Annotated in this window: 17 protein-coding genes and 1 pseudogene; 6 read left to right on the top strand and 12 right to left on the bottom strand. The window is 37.9% G+C overall.

Annotation, left to right across the window (positions count from 1 at the left end; translation table 11 throughout):
- The 5 genes from ADF68_RS11175 to ADF68_RS02265 all read right to left on the bottom strand — a co-directional run bounded on the left by ADF68_RS11175 (window position 1) and on the right by ADF68_RS02265 (window position 1,475).
- The gene (locus ADF68_RS11175) at window positions 1-159 is read right to left on the bottom strand and encodes a hypothetical protein (protein ID WP_186823194.1); all 159 of its coding nucleotides are present in this window, start codon (window positions 157-159) and stop codon (window positions 1-3) included.
- A 10-nt stretch (window positions 160-169) separates the two neighbouring features.
- Window positions 170-436 carry a hypothetical protein gene (locus ADF68_RS02285; protein ID WP_049548473.1) on the bottom strand — a complete coding sequence of 89 codons (267 nt, stop codon included), beginning with the start codon at window positions 434-436 and terminating at the stop codon, window positions 170-172.
- Between the two features lie 205 nt (window positions 437-641).
- Window positions 642-845, bottom strand: a complete 204-nt coding sequence (locus ADF68_RS02275; RefSeq protein ID WP_049548471.1) for a hypothetical protein — start codon at window positions 843-845, stop codon at window positions 642-644.
- Window positions 835-1,107, bottom strand: coding sequence for a hypothetical protein (locus tag ADF68_RS02270; protein ID WP_049548470.1), 273 nt, complete (start codon window positions 1,105-1,107; stop codon window positions 835-837). The genes ADF68_RS02275 and ADF68_RS02270 overlap by 11 nt, the downstream gene beginning before the upstream one ends.
- A gap of 182 nt (window positions 1,108-1,289) precedes the next feature.
- A complete protein-coding gene (locus tag ADF68_RS02265; RefSeq protein WP_049548469.1) occupies window positions 1,290-1,475 on the bottom strand; it encodes a hypothetical protein in 186 nt (61 codons plus the stop codon).
- Window positions 1,476-1,632: 157 nt separating this feature from the next.
- Between ADF68_RS02265 and ADF68_RS10130 the strand changes: the two genes are divergently transcribed.
- Complete coding sequence (locus ADF68_RS10130) at window positions 1,633-2,166, top strand: helix-turn-helix domain-containing protein (protein WP_053090647.1); 534 nt, start codon at window positions 1,633-1,635, stop codon at window positions 2,164-2,166.
- 91 nt (window positions 2,167-2,257) lie between these two features.
- Window positions 2,258-3,421, top strand: coding sequence for a tyrosine-type recombinase/integrase (locus ADF68_RS02255; RefSeq protein WP_049548468.1), 1,164 nt, complete (start codon window positions 2,258-2,260; stop codon window positions 3,419-3,421).
- Window positions 3,422-3,574: 153 nt separating this feature from the next.
- Here the strand turns inward: ADF68_RS02255 and eno are convergent, their stop codons facing one another.
- Window positions 3,575-4,879, bottom strand: a complete 1,305-nt coding sequence (eno, locus tag ADF68_RS02250; protein ID WP_000022825.1) for a surface-displayed alpha-enolase — start codon at window positions 4,877-4,879, stop codon at window positions 3,575-3,577.
- 164 nt (window positions 4,880-5,043) lie between these two features.
- On the opposite strand from eno, the gene ADF68_RS02245 reads away from it, so the two are divergent.
- Complete coding sequence (locus ADF68_RS02245; RefSeq protein ID WP_049526659.1) at window positions 5,044-5,487, top strand: DUF1694 domain-containing protein; 444 nt, start codon at window positions 5,044-5,046, stop codon at window positions 5,485-5,487.
- Here ADF68_RS02245 and ADF68_RS02240 read toward each other — a convergent pair.
- From ADF68_RS02240 to glgB, 6 genes are all read right to left on the bottom strand, one after another.
- Window positions 5,484-6,599: a glycerate kinase gene (locus tag ADF68_RS02240; RefSeq protein WP_049548467.1), complete on the bottom strand. Its 1,116-nt coding sequence runs from the start codon at window positions 6,597-6,599 to the stop codon at window positions 5,484-5,486. The two genes, ADF68_RS02245 and ADF68_RS02240, sit on opposite strands and share 4 nt — an antisense overlap.
- 16 nt (window positions 6,600-6,615) lie before the next feature.
- Complete coding sequence (gene serB, locus ADF68_RS02235; RefSeq protein ID WP_049548466.1) at window positions 6,616-7,257, bottom strand: phosphoserine phosphatase SerB; 642 nt, start codon at window positions 7,255-7,257, stop codon at window positions 6,616-6,618.
- Between the two features lie 62 nt (window positions 7,258-7,319).
- Entirely contained in the window at window positions 7,320-8,753 is a 1,434-nt protein-coding gene (glgA, locus tag ADF68_RS02230) for a glycogen synthase GlgA (protein WP_049548465.1), read from the bottom strand.
- Window positions 8,750-9,889 carry a glucose-1-phosphate adenylyltransferase subunit GlgD gene (gene glgD / locus ADF68_RS02225; protein ID WP_049548464.1) on the bottom strand — a complete coding sequence of 380 codons (1,140 nt, stop codon included), beginning with the start codon at window positions 9,887-9,889 and terminating at the stop codon, window positions 8,750-8,752. The genes glgA and glgD overlap by 4 nt, the downstream gene beginning before the upstream one ends.
- Window positions 9,879-11,021 (bottom strand): glucose-1-phosphate adenylyltransferase, encoded by a 1,143-nt coding sequence (locus tag ADF68_RS02220; protein ID WP_049548463.1) that lies wholly within the window; start codon window positions 11,019-11,021, stop codon window positions 9,879-9,881. The genes glgD and ADF68_RS02220 overlap by 11 nt, the downstream gene beginning before the upstream one ends.
- Complete coding sequence (glgB, locus tag ADF68_RS02215; RefSeq protein WP_049548462.1) at window positions 11,011-12,939, bottom strand: 1,4-alpha-glucan branching protein GlgB; 1,929 nt, start codon at window positions 12,937-12,939, stop codon at window positions 11,011-11,013. Before glgB ends, ADF68_RS02220 begins: the two co-directional genes overlap by 11 nt.
- A gap of 567 nt (window positions 12,940-13,506) precedes the next feature.
- On the opposite strand from glgB, the gene ADF68_RS11170 reads away from it, so the two are divergent.
- From ADF68_RS11170 to ADF68_RS10320, 3 genes and pseudogenes are all read left to right on the top strand, one after another.
- Window positions 13,507-13,749: an IS110 family transposase gene (locus ADF68_RS11170; RefSeq protein WP_080979362.1), complete on the top strand. Its 243-nt coding sequence runs from the start codon at window positions 13,507-13,509 to the stop codon at window positions 13,747-13,749.
- Window positions 13,676-14,146: an IS110 family transposase gene (locus ADF68_RS02205; protein WP_342585431.1), complete on the top strand. Its 471-nt coding sequence runs from the start codon at window positions 13,676-13,678 to the stop codon at window positions 14,144-14,146. Before ADF68_RS11170 ends, ADF68_RS02205 begins: the two co-directional genes overlap by 74 nt.
- Window positions 14,113-14,298: pseudogene (locus ADF68_RS10320) on the top strand (IS30 family transposase); the annotation flags it as partial. The gene ADF68_RS02205 and the pseudogene ADF68_RS10320, both read left to right, overlap by 34 nt.

Raw genomic sequence — 14,298 nt, 5'->3', positions numbered from 1 at the left:
TTACCTCCAAATTGTTCTATGATTTAATTTTGTTACACGTTCGATCGATTCATCGCGCATGTTTCCTGGTACTTTATCACTGATAAATACCACATCTAAATTAGGTGAGTAATGGGCTCTACCTCTCCATCCATCACCATCAATAACAACCACTTTCAAAATAGACCTCCTAGCGTACAGTAAGAAAGTTAATCACATCAGAAACCTTAAAATAAAGTTTCTTGCTGCTTTCAAAAGGGGATTGATACGATACAAGCCCAATATCTATCCAATTTTTTAATGTTGTTCCAGAAATATCTAGCTCATCTTTGAGTTCCTTAGCAGTGATTAAACCTGTTTTCTTTTGTAACTTCTTCTCTAGCTCCAGCTTTTGTTGTGCTAGTCTATCAACTCTATCTAATAAACCCTGTTCAAATTCAACTGAAAATGTCGCCATACTACCCTCCTAATTGTAACCCTTGTTTGAGAACGAAATATATGCCCCGTAGCGCTCTTTTACATGGTCTGCGGTGTTTCCCTCCACTCTATCAATTTTGGGAGTAATATCAAGCTCTATATAGCTTTCATAATTCCATAATAGGACTAGAATAAACAAGCATATAATAATTAAGATAATACTTTGTGTTGGTGTTAGATTTAATTCATTCATTGCTGAACTCCTTGAAAAATCTATCTGATAATTCTGTATGTTCTAAAACAAGATACTTTAGCCCATTGATTGCTACCGTTACAAGATCTGTTGTTTTGTCTTGGTCAATATCAGTAATAGATATCTCTAAAGTGCTAATTACACTTTCTAGCTCAGTACATAGCAATTCATAGCTACTTAAAATCTTATCGTTCATGTTGTGTAATAACCTCCAATTCTTTATCATTACAATTTATCAACTTACAAGCGATCTGGTCTAATTCTTGATATGCTTGATCTGTCATTTCAAAAATAACGCTAAATGCTTGTTTCATTTGATGGTGTAAAACTGTGCTATCTACTCCAGAATTATCAGCAAGTAATAAAGCTTTACTTAGCTGTTGGATAATTTCAATATGTGGGAGTAACTTAGCTATTTTGTCGCCTTGTTGCTTGATGTTTTGTGTACTCAATGCCATTTTTGATTTTTTCCTTTATTTTTGGTAAAATTAGAATAGTAATATTTGATAAGGGGAGGATTGTTTTTCTCTCCCTTACTAAATACCTAACAAAACCACGCGCCTTGCCTTTGCTTGAGTTTTGTTATTTTTCCTTAGCCGTGTACGTTGGTTTGGTCGCCTGTACACGGCTTTTTTGTACCTTAATAGCCTTTTGCTAGCCATTCCATGACTTTCGTATAAACCGTTTTCTTAACTGTTCCACCCTGTACCACTTTTTTATAAGTGATTGGGTTAATACCAATAGCCTGTGCTGCCGCTTTAGCTGTCAACATGCTATCTGCTTGCTTACGACGCACAGCTTTAGCTTGATTTTCAGTGATAATCATGTATTTCCTCCTCTCTTTTTGTATCCGAACGGATATTTAATTACAAGGTTATTTTATATCTAAACGGTTACTTTGTCAAGTGTTTTAATAAAAAAATATATTTTTGGCTACATTTTTAGATTTTATGTTATAATCTTATTGAAACGGAGGTCATATAATGGGTGAATTAAAAGTCACAAATAGTACCAATATCAAAACTTTAAGAAAAGAGAAAAAGCTCACACAAGAAGAGCTAGCATCAATTATTGGTGTTACTAAATTAACAATTTTACGCTGGGAAAACGGCGAAAGAGTTCCCAAAGCTGACAAAGCCCAACTTCTAGCAGATTATTTCGGTGTAACTGTCCCATATCTTCTAGGCTATGAAAAAGAAATAAATAGCGCACTATATGAAACGTTACCGACTGTCATACAAAGAACTGATGAGCAGTATGAACATTACTTGGAGCTCTACAAATCTGCTGTGATAGAGGTAAACAATCAGTTGGATAATGTTGTAAAAGCACTTAATCCAGAAAAACAGTTCTCTTTTGAAAAAATAAGTGAATTCTTAATAGCTTTAGCTGGTGAAATAACCAAATTAGAAACCTCATCAGAAGCACTTCTAAAATTAAAAGATATTCAAATTCAAAACATTACAATGAAACATGAATTTGAACAATTCAAAAACTACTTTGAAAATAAGCAATAAAGCCAATTATCGAATAATAACAGTTACTCGTGTATAAATACCTAACAAAATCACGCGCCTTGCCTGCTGATGGAAAGAAAGGTACAAATACATGAATATCAAAGAGAAAATCAAAAAGAATGGCCAAAGAGTTTATTATGCTAGTGTTTATCTAGGCGTTGACCAACTAACGGGCAAAAAAGCCCGTACAACTGTTACAGCAACCACTAAAAAGGGCGTTAAAGTAAAAGCGCGTGATGCGATCAATACTTTTGCTGCTAATGGCTATACAGTTAAAGACAAGCCGACAATTACAACATATAATGAGCTTGTAAAAGTTTGGTGGGATAGTTACAAGAATACAGTTAAGCCAAATACTCGACAATCTATGGATGGATTTGTTAGAGTGCATTTATTGCCCGTATTTGGCGATTACAAGCTTTCTAAACTCACTACGCCTATTCTTCAACAGCAAGTAAATAAATGGGCTGACAAGGCAAATAAAGGCGAAAAAGGAGCATTTGCTAACTACTCTTTGCTCCATAACATGAATAAGCGTATTTTGAAATATGGCGTAGCTATCCAGGTAATACAATATAACCCAGCTAATGATGTCATCGTTCCACGCAAACAGCAGAAAGAAAAGGCTACTGTCAAATACTTAGACAACAAAGAATTAAAACAGTTTCTTGATTATTTAGATGCTCTGGATCAATCAAATTATGAGAACTTATTTGATGTTGTTCTGTATAAGACTTTATTGGCCACTGGTTGCCGTATTAGTGAGGCTCTAGCTCTTGAATGGTCTGATATTGACCTAGAAAGCGGTGTTATCAGCATCAATAAGACACTAAACCGCTATCAGGAAATAAATTCACCTAAATCAAGCGCTGGTTATCGAGATATACCAATAGACAAAGCCACATTACTTTTACTGAAACAATACAAAAACCGTCAACAAATTCAGTCTTGGAAATTAGGCCGATCTGAAACGGTTGTATTCTCTGTATTTACAGAAAAATATGCTTATGCTTGTAACTTACGCAAACGCCTAAATAAGCATTTTGATGCTGCTAGAGTAACTAACGTATCATTTCATGGTTTCCGCCATACACATACTACTATGATGCTCTACGCTCAAGCTAGCCCTAAAGATGTTCAGTACAGACTGGGACACTCTAATTTAATGATCACTGAAAATACTTACTGGCATACTAACCAAGAGAATGCAAGAAAAGCCGTCTCAAATTATGAAACAGCTATCAGCAATTTATAAAGAATAAGGGTGACCCATTTCCGGGCTACCCTCTTACTATACCAAAAATTAGTAGGGGTAGCAAAAAGGGTATTAAATTATAAAAAGCACTAAGGGAAAGCGCCCCAAAGTGCTTATTTCAAAGGCTTTATAGCCCCTCATCTCATAAAGAGATTATTTTTTAAGGTTGTAGAATGATTTCAATCCACGATATTCAGCTACTTCACCAAGTTGGTCTTCGATACGAAGCAATTGGTTGTATTTAGCGATACGGTCTGTACGTGAAAGTGAACCAGTCTTGATTTGACCTGCGTTAGTTGCAACTGCGATGTCAGCGATTGTTGAATCTTCAGTTTCACCTGAACGGTGTGATACAACTGCAGTGTAACCAGCTTCTTTAGCCATTTCGATAGCGTCGAATGTTTCAGTAAGAGTACCGATTTGGTTAACTTTGATAAGGATTGAGTTAGCAGCGCCTTCAGCGATACCTCTTTCAAGGTAAGCAGTGTTTGTTACGAAGAAGTCGTCACCAACCAATTGAACTTTACCACCAAGACGTTCAGTAAGAGCTTTCCAACCGTCCCAGTCGTTTTCGTCCATACCATCTTCGATAGTGATGATTGGGTATTTGTTTACCAATTCTTCAAGGTAGTCGATTTGTTCTGCAGAAGTACGAACAGCAGCTCCTTCACCTTCGAATTTAGTGTAGTCGTATACTTTGCGTTCTTTATCGTAGAATTCTGATGATGCACAGTCAAATCCGATAAATACGTCTTTACCTGGAACATAACCAGCAGCTTCGATAGCAGCAAGGATAGTTTCAACACCGTCTTCAGTTCCTTCGAAACGAGGAGCAAATCCACCTTCGTCACCTACAGCTGTTTCAAGGCCACGAGATTTAAGGATTTTCTTAAGAGCGTGGAAGATTTCAGCACCCCAACGAAGAGCTTCTTTGAATGTTGGTGCACCAGCAGGTACGATCATGAATTCTTGGAAAGCGATTGGAGCATCTGAGTGAGAACCACCGTTGATGATGTTCATCATTGGAGTTGGAAGAACTTTAGTGTTGAATCCACCAAGGTAGCTGTAAAGTGGGATTTCAAGGTAGTCAGCAGCAGCACGAGCTACAGCGATAGACACACCAAGGATTGCGTTTGCACCCAATTTACCTTTGTTAGGAGTACCGTCAAGTGCGATCATAGCACGGTCGATAGCTTGTTGGTCACGTACATCGTAGCCGATGATTGCTTCAGCGATGATGTTGTTTACGTTGTCAACAGCTTTTTGTGTACCAAGACCACCGTAACGAGATTTGTCACCATCACGAAGTTCAACTGCTTCGTGTTCACCAGTAGAAGCTCCTGATGGAACCATACCACGTCCGAAAGCACCTGATTCAGTGTAAACTTCTACTTCAAGTGTTGGGTTACCGCGTGAGTCTAGGACTTCGCGAGCGTATACATCAGTAATAATTGACATTTTATACTCTCCTTATTGAGTTAAATTTTTTACACCTCTATGATACCTTAAAAATCATCGTTTTTCAAGGAAAAACGTTATCTTTGTGCAATTTTTCCTTAAGTCGATAAAGTAATCGCTTTCTTTTATCTGTTTTTTCCTTTATTTTATGATATACTATTTTTATGACAGACGTATCTAAACAAATATTAGAAAAAGCTCATGGCGGGCTTAAACTAAATCCAGACGAACAAAGGCGTTTTCTCGGAACTTTCGAGGAAAGGGTCCTTGGCTATGCAGACCTTGAAACAGCTAATGATGATAAATTTCAAAAGGGTTATGTATCTATTTTAGTGAGTCTAAAAAAAGAAACTGAACCTCTTTTTGTCAAAATTTCTCCTCAGGTAGTATTTGAAAAGCAGGTCTATTATCTAAAACAAGCCAAAGATGCTGACTGCCAAGCGACTATCATTTCAGAAGATCACAATTCATCCCCTTTTGGCTTGATTATTCATAGTGATGCCCCTGTTCAAATAAATGAAAAAGATCTTAAAAAGGCCTTTCCAAACTTGTGGCAAGAAAAAGAGACCAAAGCTCCTACTTCTTTTTGGAAAAAATGGTTTGGTTAATGCTTCTTCAAAGCTAAGATCTGACCAATGTTTGCAGCTGTGTTTTCTAAATAGACTGTTGCCTTTTTCAGACTGTCTTCCAGTGGTTCACTTTTTTCTAGTATAGAAAAGGCTGCAACGATATTTTCAAATGGTAAGGGTGGTAAATCCTCTGACAGACTCCCACAAATAGCAATAACTGGAACACCATTTGGTGTTCTTTTTGCTACACCGATTGGAGCCTTGCCGGCAAGACTTTGAGCGTCTAACCTACCTTCACCAACGATGACAAGATCTGCATCCGCAACCTTCTGATCAAAACCGATTAGATCTAAACAAGTTTGAATACCAGACACAATTGTTGCTCCAGCAAAAGCACATAAGCCAGCTGCAATACCGCCGCCTGCTCCAGCTCCTTCCAGCTTTAAGATTTCAGGGGCAACTTTACGATGGAAGTTTTCAATAGCAGAATCAACTTCATAAAATTGAGTTGGATCTAATCCTTTTTGTTTCCCAAATGTGTAAGTGGCACCGTGTGGTCCACAGAGTGAATTTGTCACATCTGCTAAGATTTTAATTCGCACATCAGAAGGAATAGATATAGCTTTCTCCTTTGAGATATCAGTAATTTCAAACAAGGATTGACCAGTAGCTAGAAGTTCATTCCCATTTTTGTCATAGAACTGGTAACCAAGTCCTGAAGCAATACCAATCCCACCATCGTTAGTGGATGTCCCACCAACTCCGATATAGATTTCTTTCATCCCTTGCTCTATTAAATGCAGGATTAGTTGACCAATTCCCTTTGTTTGAATCTTCAGGGGATTTCTTTTTTCAATAGGAATTTTAGCAAGGCCTATCAAGTCCGCAACTTCAAATAAAGCGAGATTTTCTTTATAAACATAAGGCATTTGCACCTCTTCTCCAAAGGGGCCTGTCACAAAAGCAGTGTTTTCTATAAGACCTAGTGTATTCTTAATAGCATTGACAGTCCCCTCTCCACCATCGCCAACAGGTAAGAGCAAACATTCCGATTCAGGTAGAGCCTTTTGAAGGCCTCGTTTGATAGCTTTAGCTACTTCACTTGCAGGGAGACTCTCCTTAAAAGAGTCAGGTGCGATAACAATTTTCATACACTCTCCTTTCTAATCAAAATAAATCTATCAGCTTCAATACTCTTGAGAAATCCCTTTCTTCAATTTGAAGGGGAATTTCCTCTTTCACGATTGCTTTGGCACAAAAACCAATGCCGATTCCAGCTCTCTTTAACATTGCTAAATCATTAGCTCCATCTCCAATAGCAATGGTTCTTTCGAGTGGTACCACTAATTCATCAGCCCATCTTACTAGAGTCTCTTCCTTGACTTCCCTAGTAATGATTTCTCCTTCAAGTTTTCCTGTCAAAAATCCATCCTTTACTTCAAGACGATTTGCAGCAATAAGGCTAATACCAAGTTCAGTCGCAAGACTTTTGACAATAGGTATAAATCCACCTGAAACTAGACCGACCTCAATATCATGTTTTTGAAGAATTTTAACGAACTCTTGGGCATTCTTGCTAAAATGAACTTGTGTATAAAGATGTTCAAATTTATCGACAGATAGTCCTTGTAATAAAGAAACACGTTTTCTCAGACTTTCTTCAAAATCTAGTTCTCCCCTCATAGCTTGGGCAGTCAGTAGAGCTACTTCATTTTCACACTCTGCTTCTTTCCCCAACAAATCAATAACTTCCTCTTCTATTAGTGTCCCATCAACATCCAGTACACAGAGTCCTTTAATTTTTTTCATATAATTGCCTTACTTTCAGAATCTCAAAAAATCGTATGAAGGTATCATACGATTTTAACTATTTAGTTTGCTAGGCTATGGTACAAATCAAGATATGACTTGCAGGCTGTATCCCAAGAGAAATCACATTCCATAGCTTGAACTTGCATGTTCTTCCAAACATCAGGATGGTTGTGATAAACATCCAAAGCTGTTTGCAATGCCCAGTTGAGCCAGTATGGAGTTAGGTTATTAAAGCTAAAGCCTGTACCTGTCCCATCAATTGGATTAAAGGCTTGAACAGTATCTCTAAGACCACCAACCTCATTTACCAAAGGAAGGGTTCCATATCTCATGGCCATCATTTGTGAAAGTCCACATGGTTCAAAGCGACTTGGCATGAGGAAAATATCACATGCTGCATAAATCTCTTGAGCTAATTTCACATCGAAAGTGATATTGGCAGAAAGTTTTTCTGGGAATACTTGACTAAACCAAGAGAAGGCTTGTTCAAATCCTGAATCTCCAGTTCCCAAAAGAACGATTTGAATATCCTCTTGAAGCATTCGATGCAAGCTCTCAACTACCACATCAAAACCTTTTTGACGAGTTAAGCGAGATACAATACCAATCATTGGTACATCGGAACGTACTGGAAGACCAACTTTTTCTTGAAGTTTTGCTTTATTTTGAGCCTTTCCTGACAAATCATTTTTATTAAAATGATAGTCAAGTAAAGCATCCGTCTCTGGGTTGTACAAATCTGTATCTATACCATTAACAATACCTGAAACCTTACCAGATTCCATACGAAGAATTTGATCAATACCGCAACCAAACTCTGTAGTCATGATTTCATAAGCATAACTCGGTGACACGGTTGATACACGATCTGCATAGAGAATACCTGCCTTCATCCAGTTAAGACAATCATTCCAACGAACTGTTCCATCAGCGTAACGTTCGAAACCAACTCTAAACAAGTCCCAAAGCATACTTTCAGAGAATTGACCTTGAAATTCCAAGTTATGAATGGTCAAAACAGTCTTGATTCCTTGGTAGGCTTGAATCCATCTGTATTTTTCCTTCAACAAGAAAGGAATCATAGCCGTATGGTAGTCATGAGCGTGGAGGACATCAGGGATAAATCCAATACGCTCCATAGCTTCTAGGGCTGCAAGTTGGAAGAAGGCAAAACGTTCACCATCATCGAAATCTCCATACACATGTCCGCGGAAGAAATAATATTGATTGTCAATAAAGTAGAAAGTAACACCGTTTAAAACAGTTTTCTTAATTCCACAAAATTGTCTGCGCCAGCCAACATAAACTTCGAATTGAAGGACGTCCTCAATCTGATCACCAAACTTAGCTTCTACCATATCATAGTAAGGTAAGATAACAGCAACTTCATGACCAGCTTTAACTAATGATTTTGGAAGAGCCCCGATAACATCTCCCAAGCCACCTGTTTTAGAAAAAGGGGCTCCTTCGGCTGCTACAAATAAAATTTTCATGAAAGGACATCCTCTGTTACTTTTTCGCCTTTTTTGATGACAACAGGGTTTTCTGCTGTACCTCGAATGACAACTCCCTCAGCTATTTCAGCACCCTTATCAACGATTGCATACTCGACTTGTGCACCTTTACCAACGATAACGCGAGGGAAAATAAGAGACTCTTTAACCAAGCTATCTTTATTGATTCGAACATTACGCGAAATAATAGATTTATCCACTTCACCTTCAATGATACTACCAGAAGCAAATTGAGATGTGTTCACTTTTGAACCTGATGCATAGTAGGTAGGTTCTTCGTTTTTAACTTTAGTATGAATTTTTTGATTTGGTGAGAACAAAGAGTAGAATTTATGCTGATCAAGCATATCTAGATTCGCTTGATAGTATGTTTCTACTGAATGAATATTTGCTAGGTAACCTGTATATTCATATGCAAAAGCACCTTCTTTTGCTGCCAAATCACGAAGAACATAGCGTAATTTTTCTGGATATTCTTTTTGAGCTTCTTCTTCCAAACGCTTAATCAACCATTGAGTGTCTACTACAAAAATATCTGTCGACATGTTGTAGTATTCTTGGTCTGATTTTTTATCAAAGAGTTTGTGAGAAAGCACATGGTCAGTTTCATCAATATCAAGGATTGCATTTACTTCTGAAATATCTTTCTTAGGTAATTTCTTATAAACTACTGTGATTGGTGATTTAGTTGTATTATGCAAATGGAAAACTTGATTGAGATCGATATTCACTAAAACATCACAGTTCAAGGAAACGGTTTGGTCTGAACCTGAACGTTTTAGGTAAGTCAAAAGTTGTTGATAGTACTCTTTACCAACAGTGCTACTTTCTACACGAGTATTGTAGATTCCAAGATAGTAGTGGCTAAGAAGGGTATTTAAGCCCCACTCACGACCTGAACGAATATGGTCAAATACAGAGCTGATGTTATCTTGTTGAAAGATTCCAAAGATACTACGAACCCCAGCATTTGCTAAACTTGAAAGTGGGAAGTCAATCAAACGATACTTTCCTCCAAATGGCAAACTTGCCACTGGACGGTTACTTATCAAGGTTGACATATCATGGAAACCAACGGTATTTCCTAAAATCGCTGAATATTTATCAATCTTCATCTGTTGCTACCCCCACTACTTCGTTATATCCGACTACTTGTACTTCTTCTGTACCATCAATTTCAACACCATCGGCAATAATTGCACCTTCACCGATGATTGCACGTGTAATTTTAGCACCTCTACCGATAACTGCTCCACTCATGATGACAGAATCAACAACTTCTGCTCCCTTACGAACTTGAGCAGTTGTAGAAAGAATAGAGTGTTTCACTGTACCATTTACGTAACAGCCGTCCACTACAAGAGAGTCTTCTACTTGAGCGAATTCTCCAAGGAAGTTTGGTGGAGCGATGAGGTTACGAGAATAAATTTTCCATTGACGGTTACGGCTATCTAGAGCATTCTCTGGAGAGATATATTCCATATTTGCTTCCCATAGAGATTCGATAGTACCAACGTCCTTCCAGTATCCATTGAACTCATAAGCATAGACACTTTCACCAGTTTCAAGATAGTTTGGAATAACATTTTTACCGAAGTCAGACATATCTAGGTTAGCCTTTTCAGCAGCAACTAGCATGTTGCGAAGTCGTTTCCAATCAAAGATATAAATACCCATTGAGGCCTTAGTTGATTTTGGTTGAGCTGGTTTTTCTTCAAATTCGACAATACGATTATTAGCATCTGTATTCATGATACCGAAACGGCTAGCTTCTTTTAATGGTACATCCAAGACAGCAACTGTCAAGCTGGCATTATTGTCCTTGTGTGATTGGAGCATATCATCGTAGTCCATCTTGTAGATATGGTCACCCGAAAGAATCAAAACATACTCAGGATTGATGCTGTCGATATAGTCGATGTTTTGGTAAATGGCATGACTTGTACCTTCAAACCAACGGTTCCCCTCACTTGCAGAGTAGGGTTGAAGGATAGAAACTCCGGTGTCAATACCATCTAGACCCCAACTAGAACCATTACCAATGTGGCTATTGAGAGCTAGTGGTTGATACTGTGTGATAACCCCAACATTATGGATACCAGAGTTGGCACAGTTTGAAAGAGCGAAGTCAATGATACGGTAGCGCCCACCAAATTGCACGGCAGGTTTAGCAATGCTTTGAGTGAGTTTACCGAGACGAGTTCCTTGCCCACCAGCAAGGATTAAAGCTAGCATTTCATTCTTCATTTTCTACTCCTTTTTGAGTTTTATTAGCGACTTTCTTAGTAGGTTTTATGCGACGTTTGATTTTCCAAATACTTGCTCCCATAGCTGGCAAGGTGAATGTCAAAGTCTGCTCATAATCCTTCCACAATCCTTCTTGAGTTTGAACAGTTTGGTTATGCTCTTTCCACACACCACCCCATTGTTCTAACTCTGTATTCCAAATTTCTTCATAAATACCTGCAACTGGCAGTCCAATTGTGAAATCAGGACGTTCAACCGGTGCCATATTGAAGACACAGATTAGCATCTCGCCTTTCTTGCCTTTTCGGATAAAGGAAAGAACACTCTGATCTCTGTTATCCGCATCAATAATTTCAATACCGTCATAGCTTGTATCAATTTCCCAAAGACAACGGTGGTCTTTATAAAGCTGATTCAACTGTGATGTAAAGTATTTCATCTTGGCATTCATTGGATCTTCTAGGTTAGACCACTCTAATTGCTCTTCGGATTTCCACTCTAGGAATTGACCAAACTCACTACCCATGAAGAGTAATTTCTTACCAGGGTGACAAATTTGATAAGTGTAGAGGTTTCTCAAACCAGCGAACTGATTGTAACGATCACCCCACATCTTATGCATCATACTTTTCTTACCATGTACAACCTCATCATGTGAGAATGGTAGGAGATAATTTTCATTAAAGACATACATGAAGCTGAAAGTTACAAGATTAAAGTCATACTTGCGATAAATTGGATCTTCTTCGTAGAAACGTAGGATATCGTTCATCCACCCCATGTTCCACTTGTAATCAAATCCTAGTCCACCCATTTCCTTCATGCCAGTAATCTTGGTACCTGAAGAAGACTCCTCTGCAATCATCATAACATCCGGATGAGCTAGCTTAATAACATCGTTCAAACGTTGAAGGAAATAATAGCCTTCATAGTTGAGATTGCCACCGTCTTTATTTGGGGTCCATGGAGCATTATCATAATCTAGATAGAGAATATTACTTACGGCATCAACACGAATACCATCTAGGTGATAGAAATCAATCCAAAACTTAATGCTAGAAATCAAGAAAGATTGGACTTCATTTTTACCAAGGTCGAAGTTAAGTGCACCCCAACCGTAGTTGTTAGCCTTATTATGATCCTGGTATTCAAAAGTCGGTGTGCCGTCGTAGTAAGCCAAAGCGTCATCATTGATGGTAAAGTGTCCCGGTACCCAGTCCACAATTACTCCGATATTGTTGATATGACATTCCTCAACAAAGTCTTGAAACTCTTCAGGACGACCATAGGCATGCTCTAAAGCGAAGTAGCCCATAAGCTGGTATCCCCAACTCAAACCAAGTGGGTGAGCCATCAAAGGCATAAACTCGATATGAGTATAGTTCATCTCAACAAGATAGGGGATGAGCTCTTCTTTGAGTTGAGCAAAGCTATAAGGTGTCCCATCAGGATTTCTCTTCCAAGATCCTGCATGCGCCTCATAGATATTGACTGGTCTTTCGAAAAATCCCCAACGTTTTCTGCGAGCTAACCAGAGACCGTCCTTCCATTTTTTCTCAGGAATTTCTGTTAAAACTGCCCCTGTTCCTGGACGAGCTTCATAGCGTACTGCCAAGGGATCAATCTTCATAAGCTGATGACCATTAGCACGAGTAATATGATATTTATAAATATGCCCCTCTTGAGCTAAAGTTGTAAAAACTTCCCAAACTCCAGATTCATTACGAACCATGGGGATTTGATTTTCAACCCAGTTAGTAAAATCACCAACAAGATGGACAGCCTGCGCATTTGGCGCCCAGACACGGAATGTATAGCCATACTCACCGTCTCTTTCTTCACGATGCGCTCCTAAATAGTGTTGAAGATGGAAATTTTCACCACTGGTAAAAGTTCTTAAAGCTTCTAATTTATCCATAAATCCCCCTTTTATTGTAAGCGTTTTCTATATTTCTATTATACTACCTTTTAAGAAAACTTTCAACTAATTTCCGAATTCTCCTAAAATTTTTTTCGAAAATCTTCATATAGTTATCTTAACATTTCTAAAATTTTCATAAATGATAATAAGCGATGGAATTTTCTATTAGCTACTATTACAAAAATAACTCTCATTATTTATATATAAAATAACTCGATTAAAAACTGAACGTTTTTAGATTTCGGTAATATAATATTCGTAGATAACTCTTTTTATATAATTTTACCAAATTTTCTGAAATTTTCAATCATTTTTAGTAATAGTTCCATTTTTATTTTTAGGTCTAGGAATATAAAAAAACTCTAAGCAGGCAGAAAAAGAAGTTTATTCTATAATTAAGCTGAACAATACAAATCCGTGGTGTTTAATAGGGCTTCTCCTAGCCTGTATAAAAAACTGGATGAACAAGAGTCATAAGATAACTCGAATATGCCTTGAGCATGAAAATATCTTACAATTAGCCTCTTGTTCTATTGTTCAAATAGTTAACAGGAGGTTTTTATAATGGAAGTCATGATTGAAATGTGTTGTGGTATTGATGTCCACCAAAAGTCTATCGTTTGTTGTATTCTAGATGGTCCACTAGATACCAATAAACCAAAGAAAATTCAGAAGAAATTTGGGACAACTACTCTAGCTCTTCAAAATGCCTTAGCTTGGATGGTAGAAAATCATGTCACACATGTCTTTTTTGAAAGCACTGGGCAATATTGGCTCCCTCTCTTTAATATCCTTTTCAGATTCTAATCTCGTCTTAGTACTTGCCAATCCTCAACATATCAAGAATGTGCCTGGTCGAAAAACAGACATGAAGGACGCTGAATGGATCGCTCAACTCGGCCGTTGCGGACTAATTGAACCTTCCTATATTCCTGCACCTGAAGTGGTACAGCTTCGTTTACTGACACGTCGCATGCGTTCTTATAAACAACGTCAAACTCAAGTTAAAAATGAAATTCACAATCTCTTACAACGGGCCAATATCAAGCTAACCAGTTATCTTTCTGATATTTTTTCTAAAACGGGGCAAGCACTTTTAAAATTATTCATTGACGGAGAAAGCATTAATGTAGAATCTGTTATCCCTTGTATCCAAAAGCGAGTGAAAGCAATCGCAAGCGCTCGATCAAGAAATCAAGCTTAACCAAGGAACTAAAGGAAAAGATTCTCCACTATTATAATCAAAAGTTTTCTCCTGAAATGATGGTCAAGGCTAAAGGGGTTAACGTGGGAATTTCTACCATCTACTACTGGATTCATCATGGAAAATTGGGGTTAACCAAACAGGATCTGCTC

The organism is Streptococcus pseudopneumoniae (assembly GCF_001068775.1).
GTDB classification, from domain to species: Bacteria; Bacillota; Bacilli; order Lactobacillales; family Streptococcaceae; genus Streptococcus; species Streptococcus pseudopneumoniae_N.
This window is presented reverse-complemented; position numbering and strand designations above follow the sequence as displayed.